20 protein-coding genes and 3 tRNA genes are annotated in these 20,065 nt (G+C 35.9%); 10 read left to right on the top strand and 13 right to left on the bottom strand.

The window, feature by feature from the left end; translation table 11 throughout:
* Positions 1–22 precede the first annotated feature (22 nt).
* Positions 23–1,015 (bottom strand): 23S rRNA (adenine(2503)-C(2))-methyltransferase RlmN, encoded by a 993-nt coding sequence (rlmN, locus tag KKD45_04360; GenBank protein MBU4309727.1) that lies wholly within the window; start codon positions 1,013–1,015, stop codon positions 23–25.
* Positions 1,016–1,361: 346 nt separating this feature from the next.
* Between rlmN and KKD45_04355 the strand changes: the two genes are divergently transcribed.
* The 3 genes from KKD45_04355 (at position 1,362) to uppP (ending at position 2,824) form a co-directional block, all read left to right on the top strand.
* Entirely contained in the window at positions 1,362–1,538 is a 177-nt protein-coding gene (locus KKD45_04355; GenBank protein ID MBU4309726.1) for a hypothetical protein, read from the top strand.
* Positions 1,539–1,672: 134 nt separating this feature from the next.
* Positions 1,673–1,852 carry a hypothetical protein gene (locus tag KKD45_04350; protein ID MBU4309725.1) on the top strand — a complete coding sequence of 60 codons (180 nt, stop codon included), beginning with the start codon at positions 1,673–1,675 and terminating at the stop codon, positions 1,850–1,852.
* Positions 1,853–2,026: 174 nt separating this feature from the next.
* The gene (gene uppP / locus KKD45_04345) at positions 2,027–2,824 is read left to right on the top strand and encodes an undecaprenyl-diphosphatase UppP (protein ID MBU4309724.1); all 798 of its coding nucleotides are present in this window, start codon (positions 2,027–2,029) and stop codon (positions 2,822–2,824) included.
* A gap of 61 nt (positions 2,825–2,885) precedes the next feature.
* Here uppP and KKD45_04340 read toward each other — a convergent pair whose 3' ends face one another.
* The 4 genes from KKD45_04340 to KKD45_04325 all read right to left on the bottom strand — a co-directional run bounded on the left by KKD45_04340 (position 2,886) and on the right by KKD45_04325 (position 5,830).
* A complete protein-coding gene (locus tag KKD45_04340; GenBank protein MBU4309723.1) occupies positions 2,886–3,986 on the bottom strand; it encodes a hypothetical protein in 1,101 nt (366 codons plus the stop codon).
* A 422-nt stretch (positions 3,987–4,408) separates the two neighbouring features.
* A complete protein-coding gene (locus KKD45_04335) occupies positions 4,409–5,581 on the bottom strand; it encodes a glycoside hydrolase (GenBank protein ID MBU4309722.1) in 1,173 nt (390 codons plus the stop codon).
* A gap of 50 nt (positions 5,582–5,631) precedes the next feature.
* A tRNA-His gene (locus tag KKD45_04330) sits at positions 5,632–5,703 on the bottom strand.
* Positions 5,704–5,758: 55 nt separating this feature from the next.
* Positions 5,759–5,830: transfer RNA gene (locus tag KKD45_04325), tRNA-Arg, on the bottom strand.
* A 293-nt stretch (positions 5,831–6,123) separates the two neighbouring features.
* On the opposite strand from KKD45_04325, the gene rpsO reads away from it, so the two are divergent.
* The 3 genes from rpsO to KKD45_04310 all read left to right on the top strand — a co-directional run bounded on the left by rpsO (position 6,124) and on the right by KKD45_04310 (position 9,626).
* Positions 6,124–6,507: a 30S ribosomal protein S15 gene (gene rpsO, locus KKD45_04320; protein ID MBU4309721.1), complete on the top strand. Its 384-nt coding sequence runs from the start codon at positions 6,124–6,126 to the stop codon at positions 6,505–6,507.
* 120 nt (positions 6,508–6,627) lie between these two features.
* Positions 6,628–7,125 (top strand): NYN domain-containing protein, encoded by a 498-nt coding sequence (locus tag KKD45_04315; protein MBU4309720.1) that lies wholly within the window; start codon positions 6,628–6,630, stop codon positions 7,123–7,125.
* 242 nt (positions 7,126–7,367) lie between these two features.
* On the top strand, positions 7,368–9,626 hold the full coding sequence (locus KKD45_04310; GenBank protein ID MBU4309719.1) for a polyribonucleotide nucleotidyltransferase: 2,259 nt from the start codon (positions 7,368–7,370) through the stop codon (positions 9,624–9,626).
* A 160-nt stretch (positions 9,627–9,786) separates the two neighbouring features.
* Here KKD45_04310 and KKD45_04305 read toward each other — a convergent pair.
* The 4 genes from KKD45_04305 to KKD45_04290 all read right to left on the bottom strand — a co-directional run bounded on the left by KKD45_04305 (position 9,787) and on the right by KKD45_04290 (position 12,935).
* Positions 9,787–9,860: transfer RNA gene (locus KKD45_04305), tRNA-Ala, on the bottom strand.
* A gap of 137 nt (positions 9,861–9,997) precedes the next feature.
* Entirely contained in the window at positions 9,998–10,246 is a 249-nt protein-coding gene (locus KKD45_04300) for a hypothetical protein (GenBank protein ID MBU4309718.1), read from the bottom strand.
* A gap of 10 nt (positions 10,247–10,256) precedes the next feature.
* Positions 10,257–11,504: a peptidoglycan DD-metalloendopeptidase family protein gene (locus KKD45_04295; GenBank protein MBU4309717.1), complete on the bottom strand. Its 1,248-nt coding sequence runs from the start codon at positions 11,502–11,504 to the stop codon at positions 10,257–10,259.
* Positions 11,505–11,834: 330 nt separating this feature from the next.
* Positions 11,835–12,935, bottom strand: a complete 1,101-nt coding sequence (locus KKD45_04290; GenBank protein ID MBU4309716.1) for a hypothetical protein — start codon at positions 12,933–12,935, stop codon at positions 11,835–11,837.
* A gap of 22 nt (positions 12,936–12,957) precedes the next feature.
* Here KKD45_04290 and KKD45_04285 point away from each other — a divergent pair, with 22 nt between their 5' ends.
* The 4 genes from KKD45_04285 (at position 12,958) to KKD45_04270 (ending at position 15,732) form a co-directional block, all read left to right on the top strand.
* Positions 12,958–13,176: a HypC/HybG/HupF family hydrogenase formation chaperone gene (locus KKD45_04285; protein MBU4309715.1), complete on the top strand. Its 219-nt coding sequence runs from the start codon at positions 12,958–12,960 to the stop codon at positions 13,174–13,176.
* Between the two features lie 48 nt (positions 13,177–13,224).
* Positions 13,225–14,256 carry a hydrogenase formation protein HypD gene (gene hypD, locus KKD45_04280; protein ID MBU4309714.1) on the top strand — a complete coding sequence of 344 codons (1,032 nt, stop codon included), beginning with the start codon at positions 13,225–13,227 and terminating at the stop codon, positions 14,254–14,256.
* A 57-nt stretch (positions 14,257–14,313) separates the two neighbouring features.
* Positions 14,314–15,291, top strand: a complete 978-nt coding sequence (gene hypE / locus KKD45_04275) for a hydrogenase expression/formation protein HypE (GenBank protein ID MBU4309713.1) — start codon at positions 14,314–14,316, stop codon at positions 15,289–15,291.
* Between the two features lie 90 nt (positions 15,292–15,381).
* A complete protein-coding gene (locus KKD45_04270) occupies positions 15,382–15,732 on the top strand; it encodes a hypothetical protein (protein ID MBU4309712.1) in 351 nt (116 codons plus the stop codon).
* Between the two features lie 33 nt (positions 15,733–15,765).
* Here KKD45_04270 and KKD45_04265 read toward each other — a convergent pair whose 3' ends face one another.
* From KKD45_04265 to nusA, 4 genes are all read right to left on the bottom strand, one after another.
* Positions 15,766–16,242, bottom strand: coding sequence for an NYN domain-containing protein (locus KKD45_04265; GenBank protein MBU4309711.1), 477 nt, complete (start codon positions 16,240–16,242; stop codon positions 15,766–15,768).
* A 172-nt stretch (positions 16,243–16,414) separates the two neighbouring features.
* Positions 16,415–17,707, bottom strand: coding sequence for a trigger factor (gene tig, locus KKD45_04260; protein ID MBU4309710.1), 1,293 nt, complete (start codon positions 17,705–17,707; stop codon positions 16,415–16,417).
* A 16-nt stretch (positions 17,708–17,723) separates the two neighbouring features.
* Entirely contained in the window at positions 17,724–18,656 is a 933-nt protein-coding gene (locus KKD45_04255) for a manganese-dependent inorganic pyrophosphatase (protein ID MBU4309709.1), read from the bottom strand.
* A 22-nt stretch (positions 18,657–18,678) separates the two neighbouring features.
* Positions 18,679–19,902, bottom strand: coding sequence for a transcription termination factor NusA (nusA, locus tag KKD45_04250; GenBank protein MBU4309708.1), 1,224 nt, complete (start codon positions 19,900–19,902; stop codon positions 18,679–18,681).
* Between the last annotated feature and the right edge of the window lie 163 nt (positions 19,903–20,065).

The raw sequence follows: 20,065 nt of genomic DNA, 5'->3' as shown, positions 1-20,065 counted from the left end.
TATTATACTAAATTATTTAATTTTAAGCCACCAATTGTCCGCAGGCAGCGGAAATATCTTGGCCAAAACCATAGCGCTCTGTTACCTCCACGCCATTTGTTCCCAAAATATGTTTAAATCTTTCAATTCTTTTCTTATCACTAGCCTTAAACTTCCCAGTTGGGTTATATGATATCAGATTAACCAAATATAAATGCTTATTCATTATACCCGCTAATTCACGAGCATGAATATCCTGATCGTTTACATCTTTGATCATCATATATTCAAACATCACCTTGCGTGAAGTCTTTTCAATGTAATAATCAACCGCCTCAAGCAATCTTTCTAGCGAGTTCTTCTTATTTACCCGCATTAAAGAAGTGCGCAATGCCTCATTGGGCGCATGTAAGGAAACAGCCAAGTTCACCTGCAAATCTTCCTTTGCTAACTTCTTGATGCCATCAATTAGACCAGAAGTTGAAATTGAAATTTTTCGTGCCCCAATATTAAACTTATCTTTATCATTTAAAATCATGATCGACTTAATCACATTATCATAATTCATAAACGGCTCACCCATACCCATAAACACAACATTGGTAATACCCTTGTTTTCTTCCTCTTTTTTTAATATTCGCGCAAAAAGTAAAACTTGTTCTACAATCTCAACAACTTCCAAATTCCGCTTCAAGCCCATAGTTCCGGTCGCACAAAATTCGCAACCAAGGGCACAACCCACTTGAGAAGATACACAAACCGTATTCCGTCCATCTTTATGACGCAATAAAACTGTTTCGATTCTTTCACCATCATTTAAGGTGACCACTGCCTTTTGCGTCTTGTTTTTAGTTGTAAAAAGCTGTGCCTCAACCGCCAGCTGACAGTTTTTGGCTAACTCTTCACGTATTTTTTTTGGTAAGTTCGTAATCTCGTCCCAATTCTCCACAAAATCAGCATAAATCGCTTTTTCAATCTGTTTATAGCGAAATCCAGGCTCATTAGCCAATATTTCATTCATTTTTCTCAAGTCCATAAAAAATCTTTAATACTTATAAATCCATTATATCACAAAAAAAATTATTCCAAAAATAAAAAAAGATTGGGTTGTTTTTAGACATTTTTTAAGTATTTATTCATTAAAATTTCTACGATATTTTGTTTAACATAAGCCAATAATTGCTTATCCACAATTGACTTTTTTGCCCCGATGTGCTATACTGATTTTATGAGTGATTTGCTCTTTGACAAACTATATTATTCGGCAAAACTTTATTAGAAAAAGCTATTTTAATAAATTTTCATCAAATAATATACATATTTTATAAAAAACCATCCTTCGTAAAGCTACGGCTTGGCGAAGTAAAAACAAAAACAAAAATATGGAACCACAAGCATTAAACGCGGAAGTTACCACGAACGTTGCAACTTCTGTTGCTGAAGCTATTCAAGCTCCAGCTCACAAACACGTCTTTAATAAAGACTTTGCCATTATTGCCCTGGCAGTAAGCTCGGTTTACACCTATCTGATCGTATTCACCCTCCAATTCTTATCCTAGACAATATTAAAAACAGCTCTGAGTATTCAGAGCTGTTTTTAATATTGACTTTTCTGCATATTAATGCTAGCATGTATTTATAATTAAATAAAAATGTGCAAAGATTAAGCAATTGATTTTTGTATAAAAAAGTAATGTACAGCCAAAACAATAATAATTTTGCTGACAGACAAATGATCGCAGGCGACTGGAGTTGTTCTCAATGTGGAGCAAAAATCACAGAGCTTCCATTTCAACCAGATGGAGACAGACCGCTATACTGCAGAGATTGTCACAAGGCAAAAAATCAAAACCGTCGTCCTAGACAGTTTTAATTAGAAAAAGATTAAAAAATCATAGATTTTTTGTATGGTTGGGAATTCATCTTCCTCTACCGCAAAAGAGTTATCAATTAATACTTTCTATAAAAAAAAGACTACCTTTAAATGGGTAGTCTTTTTTTGCACCCATGATATAATAAAAAGGAATATTATTTTTAAACTTATATTATGACCATCATCCAATCAATTATATTTGGCGCCATTCAAGGTGTTGGCGAATTTTTACCAATCTCATCAACGGCTCATCTCGTTCTTATTCCCTATTTTACCGGCTGGGCTGATCCTGGCTTAACCTTTGATATCGCCCTCCATGTCGGCACTCTAATCGCTGTCTTAGCTTTTTTTTGGAAAGACTGGATAAATATTTTTTCAAGCGCGCTTGTGAATTTAAAAAAGGATGGTATTAAAAGTTTTAAAAAGGAATTGCTTTTCTATCTAATCATTGGCACCATCCCTGGAGTTTTATTTGGTTTATTATTTGAAAAAAAAGCGGAAACCATTTTTCGCTCCCCCTTGGTTATTGCTACCGCTTTAATCTTAGCCGGCACCTTACTATATTGGGCTGACAAAAAACACAAAGGCAACAAGGAATTAAAAGACGTCACCTTGAAAGATTCCGTTATTATTGGGTTGTTCCAAGCACTCGCAATTATTCCTGGAATTTCTCGATCAGGCATTACTATTACAGCAGGCTTATTTAAAAATTTCAACCGTGCTAATGCCGCTCGCTTTTCTTTTTTACTATCAACACCAATTATTATGGGCTCAGCAATCCTGAAGCTACCAAAACTTCTTGCAACCAACCTAGATTCATCTCTTCTGGTCGGCATCTTGGCTTCCGCCATTTTTGGCTACCTAGCTATTAAATATTTATTAAAATTTCTAGAAAAATACGGCTACGGAATTTTCTTCTGGTATCGTCTTGGACTAGGCATAATAATTATCACCTTCTACTTATTAAAATAAATTTCCTCAACAAAAAAACACCTCCCACGTGAGAGGTGTTTTTTTTATCTTACTATTAAATTTAGCTCAAGGATTGCAACAGTAATATCACTTCATTTAATTCTTCCGAAGTGTTATCTAAGCTGATTGCATTATCATTAATTGACCCCAACAAAGAAGAGGCTTTTTTAATGGACAACGTGTTTTTATTTGAGATCTCTGAAACTTCATTTACGTTTTGTGAAATACTACTCGAATTCGTTCCCTGGCTAGTTGTCAAACTAGAAATCAAATTAACATTATCAACTGATTTTTGTGCAAACCCCCCAATGACCCCAATTGAATTTAAGGTTTTAGTAATTTTCCTTGCACTTTCATCAATGGCCTTTATTTCTTCCGCTAAATTATCACGGGAACTAGTCATCTCTTCTTTCATTTTATTTATAACACTAGTTATCTCCTCAGATGTCGTCGATGATCCATCAGCCAATTTTCTCACTTCATCTGCCACCACAGAAAACCCACGTCCATACTCACCAGCTCGTGCCGCTTCGATCGCGGCGTTTAAAGATAATAAATTTGTTTGTTCTGAAACCTCTTTAATGAGACCAACCATATTACTCATTTTATCCACTTTCAACCAGAGCTTTTCAATAACCTCGCCCAAGGAGTTAACCACTAGTTTAATATTTTCCAATTCTTTCTCTGCTTGTTTTGAATCCTTTGTGCTTTCCGCAATAAACTCAATCGTCTTAGCAGATTGGGAACCGGTTTCATTCGCCGCCGTATTAATAGAATTATTTATGTCAGTTATCTGTCCCAAAAAAGTAGAACATGCCATTTGCACCACTCTCATCTTGTCCTGTTCGTCACCTAGACTAGAAATAATATCAGAAAACATTGTATAAATTTTAGCAATATCGTTTTTAACTAAGCTGCTTTTTTCTTGCAACTCCTTCGACTCGTCAAGTAATTTTTTTGATATTTTGCTAATAAATTTTTTTAAAGAATATTTAAACATTACAAAATTACCAACACCAATTATCATGCCGGCCACCAAGCAACCAATCACAAACCAAATAAACATTCCATCTTTATAATTTACAAAAAACTGGGCATAAAAAGGGAAAGCAACGGCCACCACGACTCCTAGGGTTAAAAATCTAAAAAAATATTTTTTCATACTCCTTATTTAATTTATTATTTTAATATTATAGCACAAAACTTATTGGAAACAAAACATATCCGACTTTAATTTTAATTATTTACAAAAAGAGTGATTTTTTTCAAAATCACTCTTTTTGTAAATCCAAACATGTTTAATTCTTTTTTTTGTTTAAGTAAAAATTAATTTTATTTTCACCTCAACAATAACGCAAATAAATAATTTATTAAAGTAGCCGTGAATTTTAAAAATAAATTAAGCCCAAAACAAGAAGTCACCATACTTTTTTGTATGGTGTGGGAGATATATTTATTCATCCTCATTTTAAAACTCCTTTTAATATTCCATGACGATATTTTCATATCCCCTCTACTTAATAGTACGTATGAGACCAAAATGTATAACACTTTTAATGTTTGGTTTCTTTATTATTAGCCATTTTATAGCTTTTTTCCTTTTTTTATAATCACATGATAAGCCACAATAAACATTGCCGCATTCCATGATTGTCCCGACATCCCCATTGGCTTAGCTTGTTTGCCATCAAACCACTCATTAAATCCCCAATCACCAATCTTATTTAATTCAGCCAATTTTTCTAACTCCAGTAAGGCATTTTTTTTATCACCAACTCCCTCCAAAAATGTTGACCAAAAGCCACCAATAAAGGGCCAGATTCCGCCGTTGTGATATTGATTTGGCAAATCAAGATCCAGGTGCGACATATAATCACGCCAGAGCTTATCTTTCTTTTTAATCGGTTGCAAAACCGTCTTGACTGGATAGGGCTGATTAGCTTTTTTGTCTTTTAAATATTTAATAATTTTCTTTACCTTGCCTTCGTCGGCGACACCAACCATGCCCGCCAAAATGTTTCCAAAAATATCAACCTCGTGCCCGGCAAATGAATGATTAACAAAACTTAAATAAGTTGGATTTGCCTTATCGGTTTTAATATATTTCAAAAACTTTTCTAAGCGCGGATTAGAGTCCAGCTCCTTTTTTGAAACCTGGCGATCATTATCAAAAACATAATTAAAATATTTTTTAGTCTCTTCGGTTTTTTCTAGCTTATACACTTTTTTCACCCAATACCAAAGTGCGTTCGTATAAAGCACAAAACCGGACCGTGGCATAATATCTGCCCAATCACTCGCTTCATTTTGTTGCAATAAATAAAATTTTTGATGTTCTTGGCACTGCAACCAGTTAATTGCTTTGGCAATTTTGGTTTGCAATTTTTTAGTATCATAACTGTTGCGCGTCTTTAAAAAATCAATCGCCAACAACCACCACAGCGTTGAATCAATACAACCAGTAAACCAAAAATCTGCTTCCTTTTTTTCGGGCTTAACATAAAAAGCGATCTGCCCGTTTTTAGCTTGATACTTCGCCAACGTTTCAACACTATTCTCGGCGGCTTTGATTAATTTTTTATCCCCGCTCAAAATCATTCCAAATGAACAAATCGAAGCATCCCGCCCAAAAATGCTTAAATAATTTCTCTCCTCCGCTTTCTTTGTTTTTGAAGACGCTAAAATTCCGTATTTAGATGAGTTTTTAAGCAATAAAGCTATTGATTGCTGATAGCAATCTTCAATAATATTTTTCATAACTTTATTATAACAAAAAACGAGCAATAATGCTCGTTTTTTAGTATCTGGGTGGCTAGAGGGAATCGAACCCTCTCAATTGGCACCACAAGCCAATGTTCTAACCGTTAAACCATAGCCACCATGTATTCTCAATTATACATCAAAAAAGGTATTTTGAACAAATAATTGATTATGTGCGCCCAAAGAGAATCGAACTCCTGTAACCAGCTTAGAAGGCTGGTGTTCTATCCACTGAACTATAGGCGCGGATGTAAAATAAAAATTGCCAAACACTTGGCAATGAACATAATTTAACAAATTATGACGAAAAAGTCAATATTTGGTGATTATGGCTAAAATTAAAGAAATAATGTCAAAAAACTGTATTAAAAAGACGGTAATTCTAAACCTTGATTTTTTTACGCATTAATGTTATTATAAGCGAGCAAGAATAATTCTTGTTTTTATTTATTTATTCGAAATTTATGTTTCGAATTCTAACAAAAACCCTTTCTTGGTTCAGGAGATAAACATCCTTTTCTCGGTCGGGGAGCAAAACTATGCTGGACAAAAATACCAAGCAGAAAATCATTAATAAATTCAAAGTTCATAAGAACGACACTGGTTCTACTCAAGTACAAATCGCTATTTTAACTGAAGAAATCAAGCAATTAGCTGACCACTTAAAAGAACACAAGCATGATCACTCTTCACGAAGAGGTTTGTTAAAGAAAGTAGGCGAAAGAAGAAGACTTCTTAAATACTTACAAAAAGAAAACGAAGAACAATTTAAAGACTTAGCTATCAAGTTAAAATTGAAAATCGCTAAGAAAATGATTGAAGACGACGAAGAGGAAAAAAGAAAATTAGAAGAAGTAATGAAAGAAGATGTAGAAGAAGAGGAAGAAGAAACAGAAGATGTAAAAGACAAGGACGAAGAATAAACATTATTACATTATCACATCGCTTCATAAACTATGAAGCGATGAAACAATCTAATAATACTCAAATAATATTCGCAATTCGCAGATTGGCATTAATTAGCGGATTAGCATTACACTCACATGATAAAACACAAAGACCAAAGAGTAGGCGTCTTGGTAGACGTCTCCAATATGTATCATTCCGCCAAAAATCTTTACAAGAAAAAAGTAAATTTTGGTGAGATTTTAAAAAAAGCGGTTGCCGGACGTAAACTAATTCGGGCTACTGCCTATGTCGTTAACACGGAAACCAAAGAAGAAACGCCATTCTTTGAAGCTTTGTCTCAACAGGGCTTTGAGGTAAAAATGAAAGACTTGCAGGTTTTTGCCGGTGGTGCCAAAAAGGGTGATTGGGATGTTGGGATTGCCATGGATGCGATTAAAATTGCCGACAAGGTTGATGTTATTATTATTGTTTCTGGTGACGGTGATTATCTACCACTCCTTGCCTACATTCAAAACACTAAGGGTTGTATTGTTGAAGTGGTTGGTTTCAAAAAAACTACTTCTTCAAAATTAATTGAAGAGGCCGATGACTACTTAGACCTTGGTGAAGATAAAAGATTTTTAATGCGATAAAATATTTTTAATTGAAGGCGAATTAATTCGCCTTCTTTCAAAAGTATTTAATATAAAAACTGTAAGTTTTTTGTATGGTTGGGAATTCATTTTCCTCAACCCGATACTTAATTTAATAAACTACTTGGCCGCTAGATAGTGAGCACTCGTGAAACTCTTCACCTGTTCTTGAATCTCGTGACCAAGTATAAATAATTCAAAACAAAATGGTTCTTTTCGAATCTTTTTATTTTGAATTCAAAATTATGTCCAAAGAACAAATCTTTGCAACAGAGTGGCTTGGTCGTCCTCTAACATTCAAGACTGGCAAACTTGCCCAACAAGCTGATGCCGCTGTTATTGTACAATACGGTGACACTGTGGTTTTAGCCACTGTTGTTGAATCAAAAAATGACCGTGAAGGAATAGATTACTTTCCTTTGAGCGTTGACTTCGAAGAAAAGCTTTATGCCGCTGGCATTATCAAAGGCTCTCGTTGGGTTAAACGTGAAGGTCGTCCGACTGATGAAGCAATTCTTTCCGGTCGTATGGTTGATCGTTCAATCAGACCTTTGTTTACTGGTGTATCTCGAAAAGACACACAAGTAATTCTAACTGTCTTATCCGCTGATGGTGAAAATGATTTTGATATCGTTGCCCTAGTGGCAGCTTCGGCAGCTCTTTCAGTGTCAGGTGTAAAGTGGGATGGTCCAATCGCTGGTATTCGTGTTGGTCGCGTTGATGGTAAATTTATTTTTAACCCAACCTACCTTGAACGAGCAGAGTCTGATTTAGATTTAATCGTGGCCGGTACTGCTGACAAAACAATTATGATTGAAGCTGGTGCCAAGGAAGTTAATGAAGATGATATGTACGAGGCAATTATTCAAGGTCAAGAACAAATGCAAGGTGCGATTAAACTGATCAATGAATTTAAGGCCGCAATTCAACCAAGGGTAAAAACAATTTTTGCTAAAAATATTTCTGATGATGAAATCAAATCTGGTGAAGAAAAAGAAGCGTTAATCGTAAAAGCAAACGCGTGGTTAGCACAAAACGTTGAAAAAACTTTATTTAATAAAGAACATTACACCAAGGGTGAAAGAAAGTTAGCTGTGGAAATTATCAAACATGATCTTGATGATTATTTATTCAATGAAGGAATTGGCAAGGATCACCGTGCATTCGCCGTCAAGAAAACAGTTGAGGCCGCTATTGATGCTGAAATTACTAAACAGATTACCAAAAATAAAAGACGTGTTGATGGTCGTCGTATTGACGAAATCAGAGCGCTCGAAGCAGATGTCGAAATCCTGCCAAGAAATCATGGTGCTGGTCTTTTCTCTCGTGGTGAAACTCAAGTCTTATCAGTCACTACTCTAGGCGCGCCTGGATTAGTTCAGCACTTAGAGGGTTTAGAGGGTGTGAGCACAAAGAGATTTATGCATCACTACAACTTCCCACCTTTTTCTGTTGGTGAAACTGGCTTTATGCGTGGTCCAGGACGAAGAGACATTGGTCATGGCGCTTTAGCAGAAAAAGCTTTAGAGCCTGTTCTTCCTTCAAAGGAAGACTTCCCTTACACTATTCGTGTTGTCAGTGAAACTATGGGCTCTAATGGTTCTAGTTCAATGGCTTCTACTGTAGCCGCTTGTTTATCCTTAATGGATGCTGGTGTGCCAATTAAAAAGGCTGTCGCTGGTTTGGCTATCGGTCTTGCTTCCAATGATGATATGAGTGAATGGGAAGTATTAACTGACATCCAAGATTTAGAAGATGGTAAGGGTGGTATGGATTTCAAGGTAACTGGAACTGAAGATGGTATTACTGCTATTCAATTAGACACCAAGACAAATGGTATTACTCGTGAAATTATTAAAGAAGCTTTGAAAAAAGGTCGTAATGGTCGTTTGGAGATTTTAGAAATCATGAAACAATCATTAGCAGCACCAAGAGCAGAACTATCTAAATACGCTCCTAGAATTGAAAGCTTCCGTATTAATCCTGAAAAAATCAGAGACGTTATTGGATCTGGTGGAAAAATTATCAACAAAATTATTGAAGAGACTGGTGTATCAATTGACATCGACGATGATGGCTTAGTGATGATTTGTTCAACTGATGCAGACGGCATGACAAGAGCAGTGGCTTGGGTCAAAGATTTGACTCGAGAATTTGAAGTTGGTGAAATTCTCAAAGGTAAAGCAGTTCGCTTTATGGACTTCGGTGTTTTCGTTGAATTAGCACCCGGTCGAGACGGCATGGTACACGTGAGCAACATGGCTCCTTACCGCGTTGGCAAGCCTAGTGATGTGTTAAACATCGGTGACGAAGTTTATGTCCGCATCGCTGAAATTGACGACAAGGGTCGTGTTAATCTTACCATGAATGGACTTCCGGAAAATGAAAATATCTGGAAAGATAAGAAGGGTATGCAAACCGGTCCTGCTCCTGAGCGTGGACCACGTCCAGGCGGTTATAATAATAGCCGCGGCGGAGACAGTCGACCACCAAGACGATAATTCCAAAAGTCTCAAATATAAAAAGCTCTCTATTTATAGAGAGCTTTTTTGTTTTTATTATCAATTCGAGTCCATGTATCACCATTGCAGGGAACATGAACCTTGTGACGCAAATTGTCAAATAAAAAATAACCATCATTTCTGATGGTTATTCTTCGTGTGGACCCCAAGGGAGTCGAACCCTTGACCCCCTGCGTGCAAAGCAGGTGCTCTAGCCAGCTGAGCTAGGGGCCCTTAAACATATTGTCTTAAATTTAATTGCACTCATCTTAACCCAAAAATTTAAAACAAAAATGACCTAAAACATACTTCTTGGTCAATAAATATACTTTATACTATTTTAAAAAAAATTGCAAGACCGGGCAATCATTTTAAATTTGATGTCTTATCAAAGGACTAAGTAGCCAGCCCAAAAAACCACCCCACATGCCAAAAAAGATAATAGTTCCAAAAAATATCGCTAATATTCCAATTAATTTATAACCAAGCCTAGAGCCACCTTCCATGCCTAAATATTTGTCAAAAAACTCTATCCTGCCAAAATTACTTAAATACCACTCCGTCATTGCGACAAAAGTATAACCAATTGCCCCAATAATAATACCAAAAATAAAATGCATATTTTTATATTTATTTAATATAATTCAAAGGATTATATTTAATCCCATTAATAATCACCTCAAAATGAATATGAGAGCCAGTGGACCAACCAGTGGAACCCATCGCTGCAATTATTTGTCCTTTAGTTACCTTATCACCTTTTTTAACATAAAACTTTGAAGCATGCGCATATCTGGTTTTCTTGCCTCCTCCGTGGTCAATAACAATTTGATTACCATAGCCTGTTCCCCACCCAGCCACTTCAACTACACCAGAATCGGCTGCATAAAGAGGCGTGCCAATTTTATTTGCAATATCAATAGCATGATGACTCCATGAATAATACTGTGTAATTCGATTACCAACCGTTGGCCAATTCATCTTGTTTCCCTTTAACGGAACAGCATTAAAATCTTTGGCAATATTTTTAACCAAATTTCCCCCCTCATTGGAATTTGAAATAAATTCTTTAATTACCGCCAAGCCGCTATAGGTTTTTATCTTGGGTGCCACATCTGGTGCATTTAATTGTTCGTTAATTCTTCTACCACCTGGTATAATTATTTTTTGATCCATGATTAATTTGCCAGAACTATCCAATTTATTAAAGGCTATTATCTCATCTTCAGTAACGCTATACTTTTCTGCAAGTCGTGTAATACTCTCTCCCTTTTTAACTATATGACTAATACCCGAAACAGGTAAAATATCCAAAGTATTACCCGGCCGAATTATACTATATGCAGTCAAATTATTTTCCCATAAAATTGTACTTACAGAAATTTCAAATTCTTCAGCAATAGTACTAATTGTATCACCTGTTTTTACCGTGTAGGTAATCATATTTTCTCTTGGTTTTTTAGAAATCTTAGTTGAGACTCTATCTTTGCGAATAATACTGCCAGTGTTTTCATCTGTTGTCATCTCATCAATGTCAACTTCTTGCTCAGTCGAAACTCGAGCTTGTGGTTTAAAACTAGAGAGATTGTCCAAATATGATTGATGCACAGATGAGATTGACGACTCACTGTCAAAGGTCTCCACAATTAACTGTTGGTCCTCTGGAGCACTCTCAAACTCACCCTGAACCAATTGAGACAAAATAGTCCCACTCATATCATTAATCTGATTTTCAGCATTAGTCCTAGAGGTCATATTTACAAAGACGGAAAAAATCGTTAACAGCACCACTAGGGCATGGACCAGTTTTTGATTAAATAAAAAATTAAAGGTATTACCGCGCAAACCTTTCCAGCCCAATTTATTTAATATCGACAAATACGTCCCATAAAACTTAACAACTACTTTATAAAAAAAGAATCTTAGTATTATTCTGCCTGGTTTATAAGCAAACGACGAAAAAGTCCAAACAAATATTTTTTTTAAATAAAAACTCGTTTTTAAAAGAATAACTAAAAAAGTCGCGCCTAAATTTAATAAAGCCCGAGAAAAACCACTTTTATTATTTTTTCTTTTAAAATTATAATTACTAATAAAATTATTTTAGAAATAAAAACTTACGCTTAATATACCACTTTTACATCTTTAAGTCAATTATAAAACCGAACCCTTATTTATATTTAAGACCATTTTAATATAAAAAAAATACTAATCATTCAACAAATAATAGCAAATTTGTCCCCACGACAAACCTTCGTCGCCACGCGAAACCTGTTTATTCACGAACACATCATTAGTTTCTAGATACTCAGACATAATTTTATTATCCGCCATACCACCGGCGAAGAAAATTTTTTTCTTCTCCTGTTTAGCCACTGCAAATAAACCCTTGGCTAAATAAAGTTGCGCCGTAGCCGCTAGCCTTTTTTTATCTTGCTGTATATTTTTGATTAAATATTGAAACAGTGGCGTTGTCTTCACAACAAACATCTGTTCGTTTTTATCAAAAAATATTTCCGGATCAATATCAAAAGGCACAGTTGAGTTTTCCTCCAACAATCTTATCGGCTCGTGTTTAAAATTACTTTTATTACCAACAAAGCCCAACAACACCGCCACTGCGTCCAAAACCCGCCCTGTGCTCGATGTTTCCACGCAATTAAATCGTTCTTGCAGTTGATTAAATAGTAATTCAAATTCATTGCGAGAATAATATTTTTTAACCGACTTAAATACTTCAGCTTTACTTAAAAAATTATTTAAAATTGCAATCAAAGCTCGTGTTGGTTCAATAACAGCCATCTCTCCGCCGATTAAAAGCTGATTTTCTAAATGCGCAATTCGATCAAATTGTAATTCGTAATTTTTAATTTTTAATTGAAAAACCTCACCACCCCAAATTTTCTCATCAAAACCAAACCCAGTTCCATCGCAAGCCATACCTATAAACTCTTTTTCTTCTTTGTGATCAAGAAGATACTCACCATAAGCGGAAAAAATATGAGCTATGTGGTGCTGAACTTTAACTAACCTCGCTTGATGTTTCACGGCTAATTTTTCTCCAAGTTTAATAGATCTAAATAAGGGATGCAGATCAACTAAAATTAATTCTGGTTTTAATTTGTTTTTTCTCAAATATGCGGTTATACTATTACTATATTTAACAAAGTTATCGTCGTTCAATAAATCTCCAAATCCAGCCTGATAATAAACCTGCTCATTCTGAAAAACTGCAAAACCACCAGACGAATCAGCACCCAGGGCTAAAATTACTTTTTTATTTTTAAACCGAGTTTGAAATCTCTTCATAAATTAATTATACATCAAAAATATGTGTCTAGCTATTCCTGGAAAAATAATCTCAATCAAAGAAAACAAGGCTGAAGCCGACTTTATGGGCGCCCGCAAAGACGTTAATATTTCTCTCATCGATTTTAAACTAAATCCAGGTGACTATGTTCTCGTTCACGCCGGTTTTGTAATTCAAAGATTATCAACAAAGGACGCAAAGAACAGCTTAGACGCGCATAATAAAATTTTAATTAAATAAATACCTCCTTAAGTCAAAATTCAAAATTCGTCATTCAAAATTAAACCAATGCTAAACACTAAAAATATAATAGAAAATATAAATTTATTTGCACAGAGTATTAGTAAAGATGTAAATCTCATGGAGGTTTGCGGCACGCACACACAAGCCATTAGTCGCTACGGCATCAGACAGCTCATGCCAGCTAACATCAATCTCATCACTGGCCCCGGTTGCCCTGTCTGCGTCACTGATCAATCTGATATTGATAATCTTGTTAATCTTGCTCTCGCCGGTATTCCCATCGCCACCTATGGTGACACCATCAAGGTCCCCGGCGACTTTGGCAGCTTGGAAGATGCGCAAAGAAAGGGCGCCAAAATTTTTGCCGTTTATTCAATTGAAGAAGCGCTTGAACTAAAAAAAGAATACCCTGATTTGGTTTTCTTCGGTCTCGGTTTTGAAACCACCGCTCCTATGACGGCTTATGCGATTAAAAATGGGCTCACTGTCTATTCCGCCCACAAACTTTTCTTGCCCGCCATGATTCATCTGCTAAAAAACGGTTTAACCAATATTGACGGCTTTATCAACCCGGGTCACGTCTCCGTCATCGTCGGCACCGAGGCCTACAAAAAAATCAAAGCCCCGCAAGTTATCACCGGTTTTGAAGCCGAAGATGTGCTCGTAGGTATTCATTTACTACTCAAACAAATTAACGAAAAGCGCCAAGATGTTGAAAATGAATATACTCGCGCCGTTACCAAAACCGGTAACACCAAGGCCTACGATTTAATTTTCGAAGTTTTCGAGCCTAGTAATGGTCTCTGGCGTGGTCTTGGTAATATTCCTAACTCTGGTTTAGTAATCAAAAAAAAATACCAAGCCCAAGATGCTAAAATAAAATATCAAACTATTTTAAATAAGATAAAACACACTTATAAAAAAAACGCCGCCTGCAAGTGCGGCCACATTATCCAAGGTGCCTTAAAACCACAGCAATGCCCAATGTTCAACACTGTCTGTACTCCAGACAAACCATTCGGCCCCTGTATGGTTTCCAGTGAAGGCGCTTGTAATATTGAATACCAAAATAATTAATTTTGAATTTAAATTTAAATTAAAGAATCAATTTTTAATTTCATAATTTTCAAACCAATGAATGACTTAATTAAAATCGATGAAGGTGGTGGTGGCCAAGCTTCCACTGACTTGATAAAAGAAATAAGGGATATTTTAAATATCAAAAATAAATGGACTAACTGCGCCGATGACGCAGCTGTTTTTAATACTGGTAAAGAAAAAATTGTTTTCACCACTGATGCCTACATCGTTGATCCAATTTTTTTCCCTGGTGGCGACATTGGTAAGATTGCCATGAGTGGTACAATTAATGATTTATCTGTTATGGGTGCTAAACCAATTGGCATCGCCCTCAGTATCGTCCTCGAAGACGGCTTTCCCAAAGATGATCTCAAAAAAATCATGCAATCAATTAATAAGGTTTCTCAAGAATCCAAAGTTCCAATCGTCACTGGCGACACTAAAGTAACCGACAAGGGTAAACTCGATAAAATCGTCATCACCACCTCTGGAATCGGTTTAGTCCAAAACATCATCTCTAATAACGGCGCTCAACCCGGAGATTTTATTATTAGCTCCGGAGATCTTGGCGAACACACCATCGCCCTTTTAGCCAAACGGTTTAACTACCAGACCAAGATCAAAAGCGACTCGCACGCTTTCAACTTTGAACTAGCCCAAGTCGGTAAATACCTAAAAGCCTGTAAAGATCCCACCCGCGGCGGCCTCGCTGCCAATATCATAGAAATTGCCGACAAATCAAAAGTAAAAATAATTCTCGACGAAAAAACTTTACCATATAAAAAAGAGACTACTGCCATCAGTAATCTCCTCGGGCTCGACGTCTTCTCCCTCGCCTCAGAAGGCCGCTTCATCGCCGCCGTTAATCCTAAAAATATAAACAAAGCCTTAATACTCTTAAAAAAATTCAACAAAGAGGCGAAAATAATCGGTCGAGTTGACGTAGGCAAGGGAGTTTTCTTAAAAACCTCTCTAGGCACACTCCGCCCAATCAAAATGCCAAAAGGAAAATTAATTCCACGAATTTGCTAAACATTGACAAATTTTCAATATTTTATATAATGTACTATTGATCTTTTTTAACAAAAAAACCATTAACCACAAACCTATTGGAGACAAAAAATGATAATCGCTAAACAAGATGGCATTGCAAAGGTCAAGGGTCTTAATCCTAATGAAAAATTTATTTTTTTTGCAAAAGTAGACGATCAAATAGGATATTGTGTTATATTTGGTCCCAAAAAACGTTCCAATTCTGGCAGAAAATTTTATGAGTTATTTGATTTTCAGGTAGCATTCGGACAACTTAATAAAAAGATGTTAATCGTTCCGGTAAAGCACGGGCACAAGTACAAGGATGGTGGTGGCATGGTCGAAACAGAGTTTGGCAATATTGCTTTTCGTCTCAACGTCCGAGGCGAGCCTTCATTATTTGAAGGTGTAGAAGTTGAAGAACTTCTTTTTACATCATAACAAAAAAGGTCACCAATTTATCTGGTGACCTTTTTACTTCCATAAATTAGACAATTCTTTCGTTATCTCATCTTCCTCCTCCTCGCTCAACTCCTCCTCTATTTCCAACTCTTCAACTTCTAATTTTAACAAAATACTTTTCGCAAAATCACTAACTTTAATAATCTGAATTTTCTCCGCCACTTTTTGCACTCGCTCAATCAACTCCAGGTCATCAGTAATCACAAACACGTGCCCATGTTCCAAGCCCTCCAAATCACTATTCACCATCTCCACAATCTTATCATCCGCCCCCACATAATAACTATCCCGTGGCGTATAAATAATATTTAAATTCCCCTCACTCCGCTTATCCCCCATATTATCGCGCCCATCAAAAATCAAATCAACCCGATGTTTTTTCGCACCAAAAAAATCTCGTACAATTTCAATCAACTCTAAATCAAAATCTTTCTTATCCAAAATATTCAATTTTCCCGCCAAATTATTAGCGTCTATTATATAATGCATATATTTCTAACACAAAATGATTGAGATTAATTTTTTTCGAAACGAGGACTGTTTGAGTCCCGAGGCTTCGGGACGAGTTCCGCAGTGAGGAAAAGATTAATCTTAATCATTTTGCTCAACTATAATTAAAGCCTGATTTCTCAGGCTTTAATTTATTTTATACTCTTAGTTTCTACTTATCGGATTCAATGTTCCACTCACGCAACGCGTCGACTACTTTTTGACTCGTTAAGATATTAGCTACATAATCGCGATATTCTGGCGCATCCAATCGGCCTAAAATATCTTTATGAGCTTGATATTGCTTCTTCGCACCATCGATGTATTTCTGCACATCCTCATCAGTTGCTTTAATATTTTCCGCTAACGCAATCTCTCTAATCAATAACGAAGCCTTCACACGCTTCAAGGCATCCGGTGCCAAGTCCAACGCCAATTCATTTCGAGATTTATTCAGGCTCTTCAAGTAATCATCAAACTTCGCACCGTTTTCTGCCACTGAGTGCTCCAATTCGCGCATCATAGTTTCCAACTCATGTTGAATCAAAACTTCCGGGAAATCACCGAATTTAGTTTTCTCAATTAACTTATCAAATAATTCTTTTTCCAAGGTAACGTTAATTTCCTTTTCTTTTTGTTCTTTAATACTCTTAGTAATATTATCTTTCAATTCAGCAAACTTCTTCAAACCAAATTGCTCAGCAAACTTATCATCAAATTCTGGCAACTCTCTTTCATAAACATCTAAAATTGTTATTTTAAAATCAACCATCTTACCGGCTAAGTTTTTCATATAATGATCCACTGGGTAAGGCAGGCTAAATTCTTTAACATCGCCCTTCTTTACGCCCGTCATTTCTTTGTCAAAACCAGGAATAATATAATCCTTACCAATAATAACGACTGCATTTTTACCTTGACCGCCCTCCAAGGGAACATTATCTTGAAACATTTTAATGTCCACCAAAACCTTATCGTCTTTCTTTGACTCTCTCTCAACCAAAACTTCTTGCACGCGCATTTCTTTTAACTCATTCAAGGTGCGCTCAACCTCTTTTTCGTCAACCACGATTTTCTTTGCCTTGATCTTTGCATCTTTATATGAACCAAGAGTTACTGCGGGTACTAATGATAAAACTACTTTAAACTCCATTGGATTTCCTGGCGCTAATTTAGTAATATCAATTACTGGTTGACCAACAATCTGCTCTGTCACATTCTCCTTGATTACTTTTTCTAATAATTTATTAATTGCAATCCGTGCACCCTCTTCAATAATAGTCATGTCACCAATCTTTTGGCGTAAAATCTCGTAAGGAACGCTTCCTGGTCGAAAACCATCAATCTTTACTTCTTTGGCTACCACATCAGCACCCTTTTTTACATATGGCTCAAATTCTTCTACTGACAATTCCACCAACAGTTCAATTTGTGATTTTTTTAAATCTTTTTTTTCTACTTTCATATTTATTATAATTTAATTATTTATCAAATACTTCATTAAACTTCGGCGCTACTTGTTTTTTACGCGATAAAATTCCCGGAATATAAACGCGATTATTTTCCAATTTACTACCCAAGGCTTCTGATACTTTTTCTTCATCACTCGAAGAGACCAAAAACAAAGAACCTTCATTAATAATATCAGTCAAAAATAAAATCACACTATGGTAAGCCCCATTCGCGCGCATCTTATCCAATTGCGCCAATAGTCCTTCCTCACGATTTGCGAAGTCTTTCAAATCAACCGTCTCCACCTGACCAATCCCGAATTTGCCAGCCGCTAAATTAAAATCTTTAAAATCGCTTTTGATAATATCCTCATCGCTCAACTTGCTTACATTAGATCGCACTTTAAAAATTTCCATTCCAAAGTCTTTCCAATCGGCAATCTGGGCAATCTGACTTAATTTCTCAATCACCGCCTTATCAAACTCGGTGCAAGTGGGTGATTTTGTAATTACCGTATCAACCAAAATTGCTGACAACATTAAAGTCGCCATCTCCTTGGTTACCGCCACATTACTACTTAAATAACCATGCGCCACAATCGTGCAACTCGCACCCCAGGGCAAAACCTTAAATGCAATTGGATTACTATACTTAAAATCAACCTTGTGATGATCCAAGACTTCAATAATATTAGCCTCCGCCATTCCATCAGCCGCTTGAACAAATTCATTATGATCAATTAAGATAATATTTTTCTGACTAGCATCGGTAATAACTTCCGGTTTAGCAAAGCTACTCTTGTTCAAAATATAGGCCGTCTCCTCGTTGACTTCACCAGCCATTGCAGCAATATATTTATCTGTGTTCTCTAATTTATTTTTCAACTCCGCATAACAAATCGCTCCAGCAACGCTATCTAAGTCTGGTGATTTGTGTCCGATAATATAAATTTTATCTTGCATATTGATTTATAAAATTATTTAATTATTTATTTTCTTCATCAACGCTTTCAGCTTCTTCGACTACCTCTTCTTCAGCAACTATTTCCATACCTTCACTTTTTTTAGTTCCACTTTCAACGATATCAATTTTCCAACCAGTTAAACGAGCAGCTAAACGAGCGTTTTGACCACCCTTACCAATAGCCAATGATAATTGATCAGCGGCAACCGCCACAGTCGCCTTTTCAGTTTCTTCATCAATATCAATTCCTAAAATTTTGGCTGGTGATAAAGCATTGATGATGAATTTCTTTGGATCTTCATCATACTCAATAATATCCACTTTTTCGCCACCCAATTCTTTAATAATGGTTTGGATGCGCGCGCCCCGTTGACCAACACAAGAGCCAATTGGATCAATATTTTCTGAATCAGTCCAAACTGCCACTTTTGATCTAGAACCAGCTTCACGCGCCAATTTCTTAATCTCAATCAAGCCATTGGAAACTTCAGGAATTTCTAAATAAAAGACTTTGCGTAAAATTTCTTCTGAAGTTCTTGACAAAACAATCTCTGGTCCCTTCGCCTTCAAGCTCACTTCTTTAACATAAACCTTAATTCTCTCACCAGGAATATATTTTTCACCAGGGATTTGCTCTTCACTCTGTAAAATACCAATTGATTTACCAAGGTCAACCAAAACAAAACGTCTTTCTCGTCTTTGAATCACTCCACTTACCACTTCATGTTCTTTGTCTTTAAAATCATTAAACACCATTTCTCTTTCTGCCTCTCTTAATCTTTGAATAATAACTTGTTTTGCAGTTTGTGCTGCCATGCGTCCATAAGTAGCCGGTACATCCAATTTAATTTTTAACTCGTCTCCAATCTTAGCACCTTTCTTCAATAATTTCGCATCTTTAATTTGCATTTCTGTTTTTGGATTGAATTTTTTTACCCCATCTTCACCCTCAGCCAATTCATCTTCACCACTTACCGCTTCAACGGGGGCAATTTCACCGTCAACCTCTTCACCCTCAATCACCTCTTCCTCTTCTGGTAAATCTTCTACCACAGTTTTTACATCAAACACCTTTGACTTCGCCACATCACTTTCGTCAAACTCAATTTTAATATTTTGGTTTTTAACTCCAAAATCTTTTCGATAGGCCGCCGCTAAAGCTGATTCAATAGTCTCAATAACTGCTTCGTAGCTTAAATTTTTTTCCTCGCAAACTTGTTTGATTGCATTTGATAAATCTGACATAGTTTTTATCTTAATATTACATATTTTTCGAATAAATTTTCAAAAAATACCAAAATAATAAATATTTAAAAATAAAGCTAGTTAATATACATCAACTAGCTTTATGCTCATATATTACTACACAATAAAGAAATAGTCAAGTTCCCCTTGAAATTAATTTTTT

The organism is Patescibacteria group bacterium, assembly GCA_018897195.1.
GTDB lineage: Bacteria > Patescibacteriota > Patescibacteriia > Patescibacteriales > UBA12075 > JAHILH01.
Note: the sequence above shows the minus strand (reverse complement) of the source record. Positions and strands in the feature narration are given on the sequence as shown.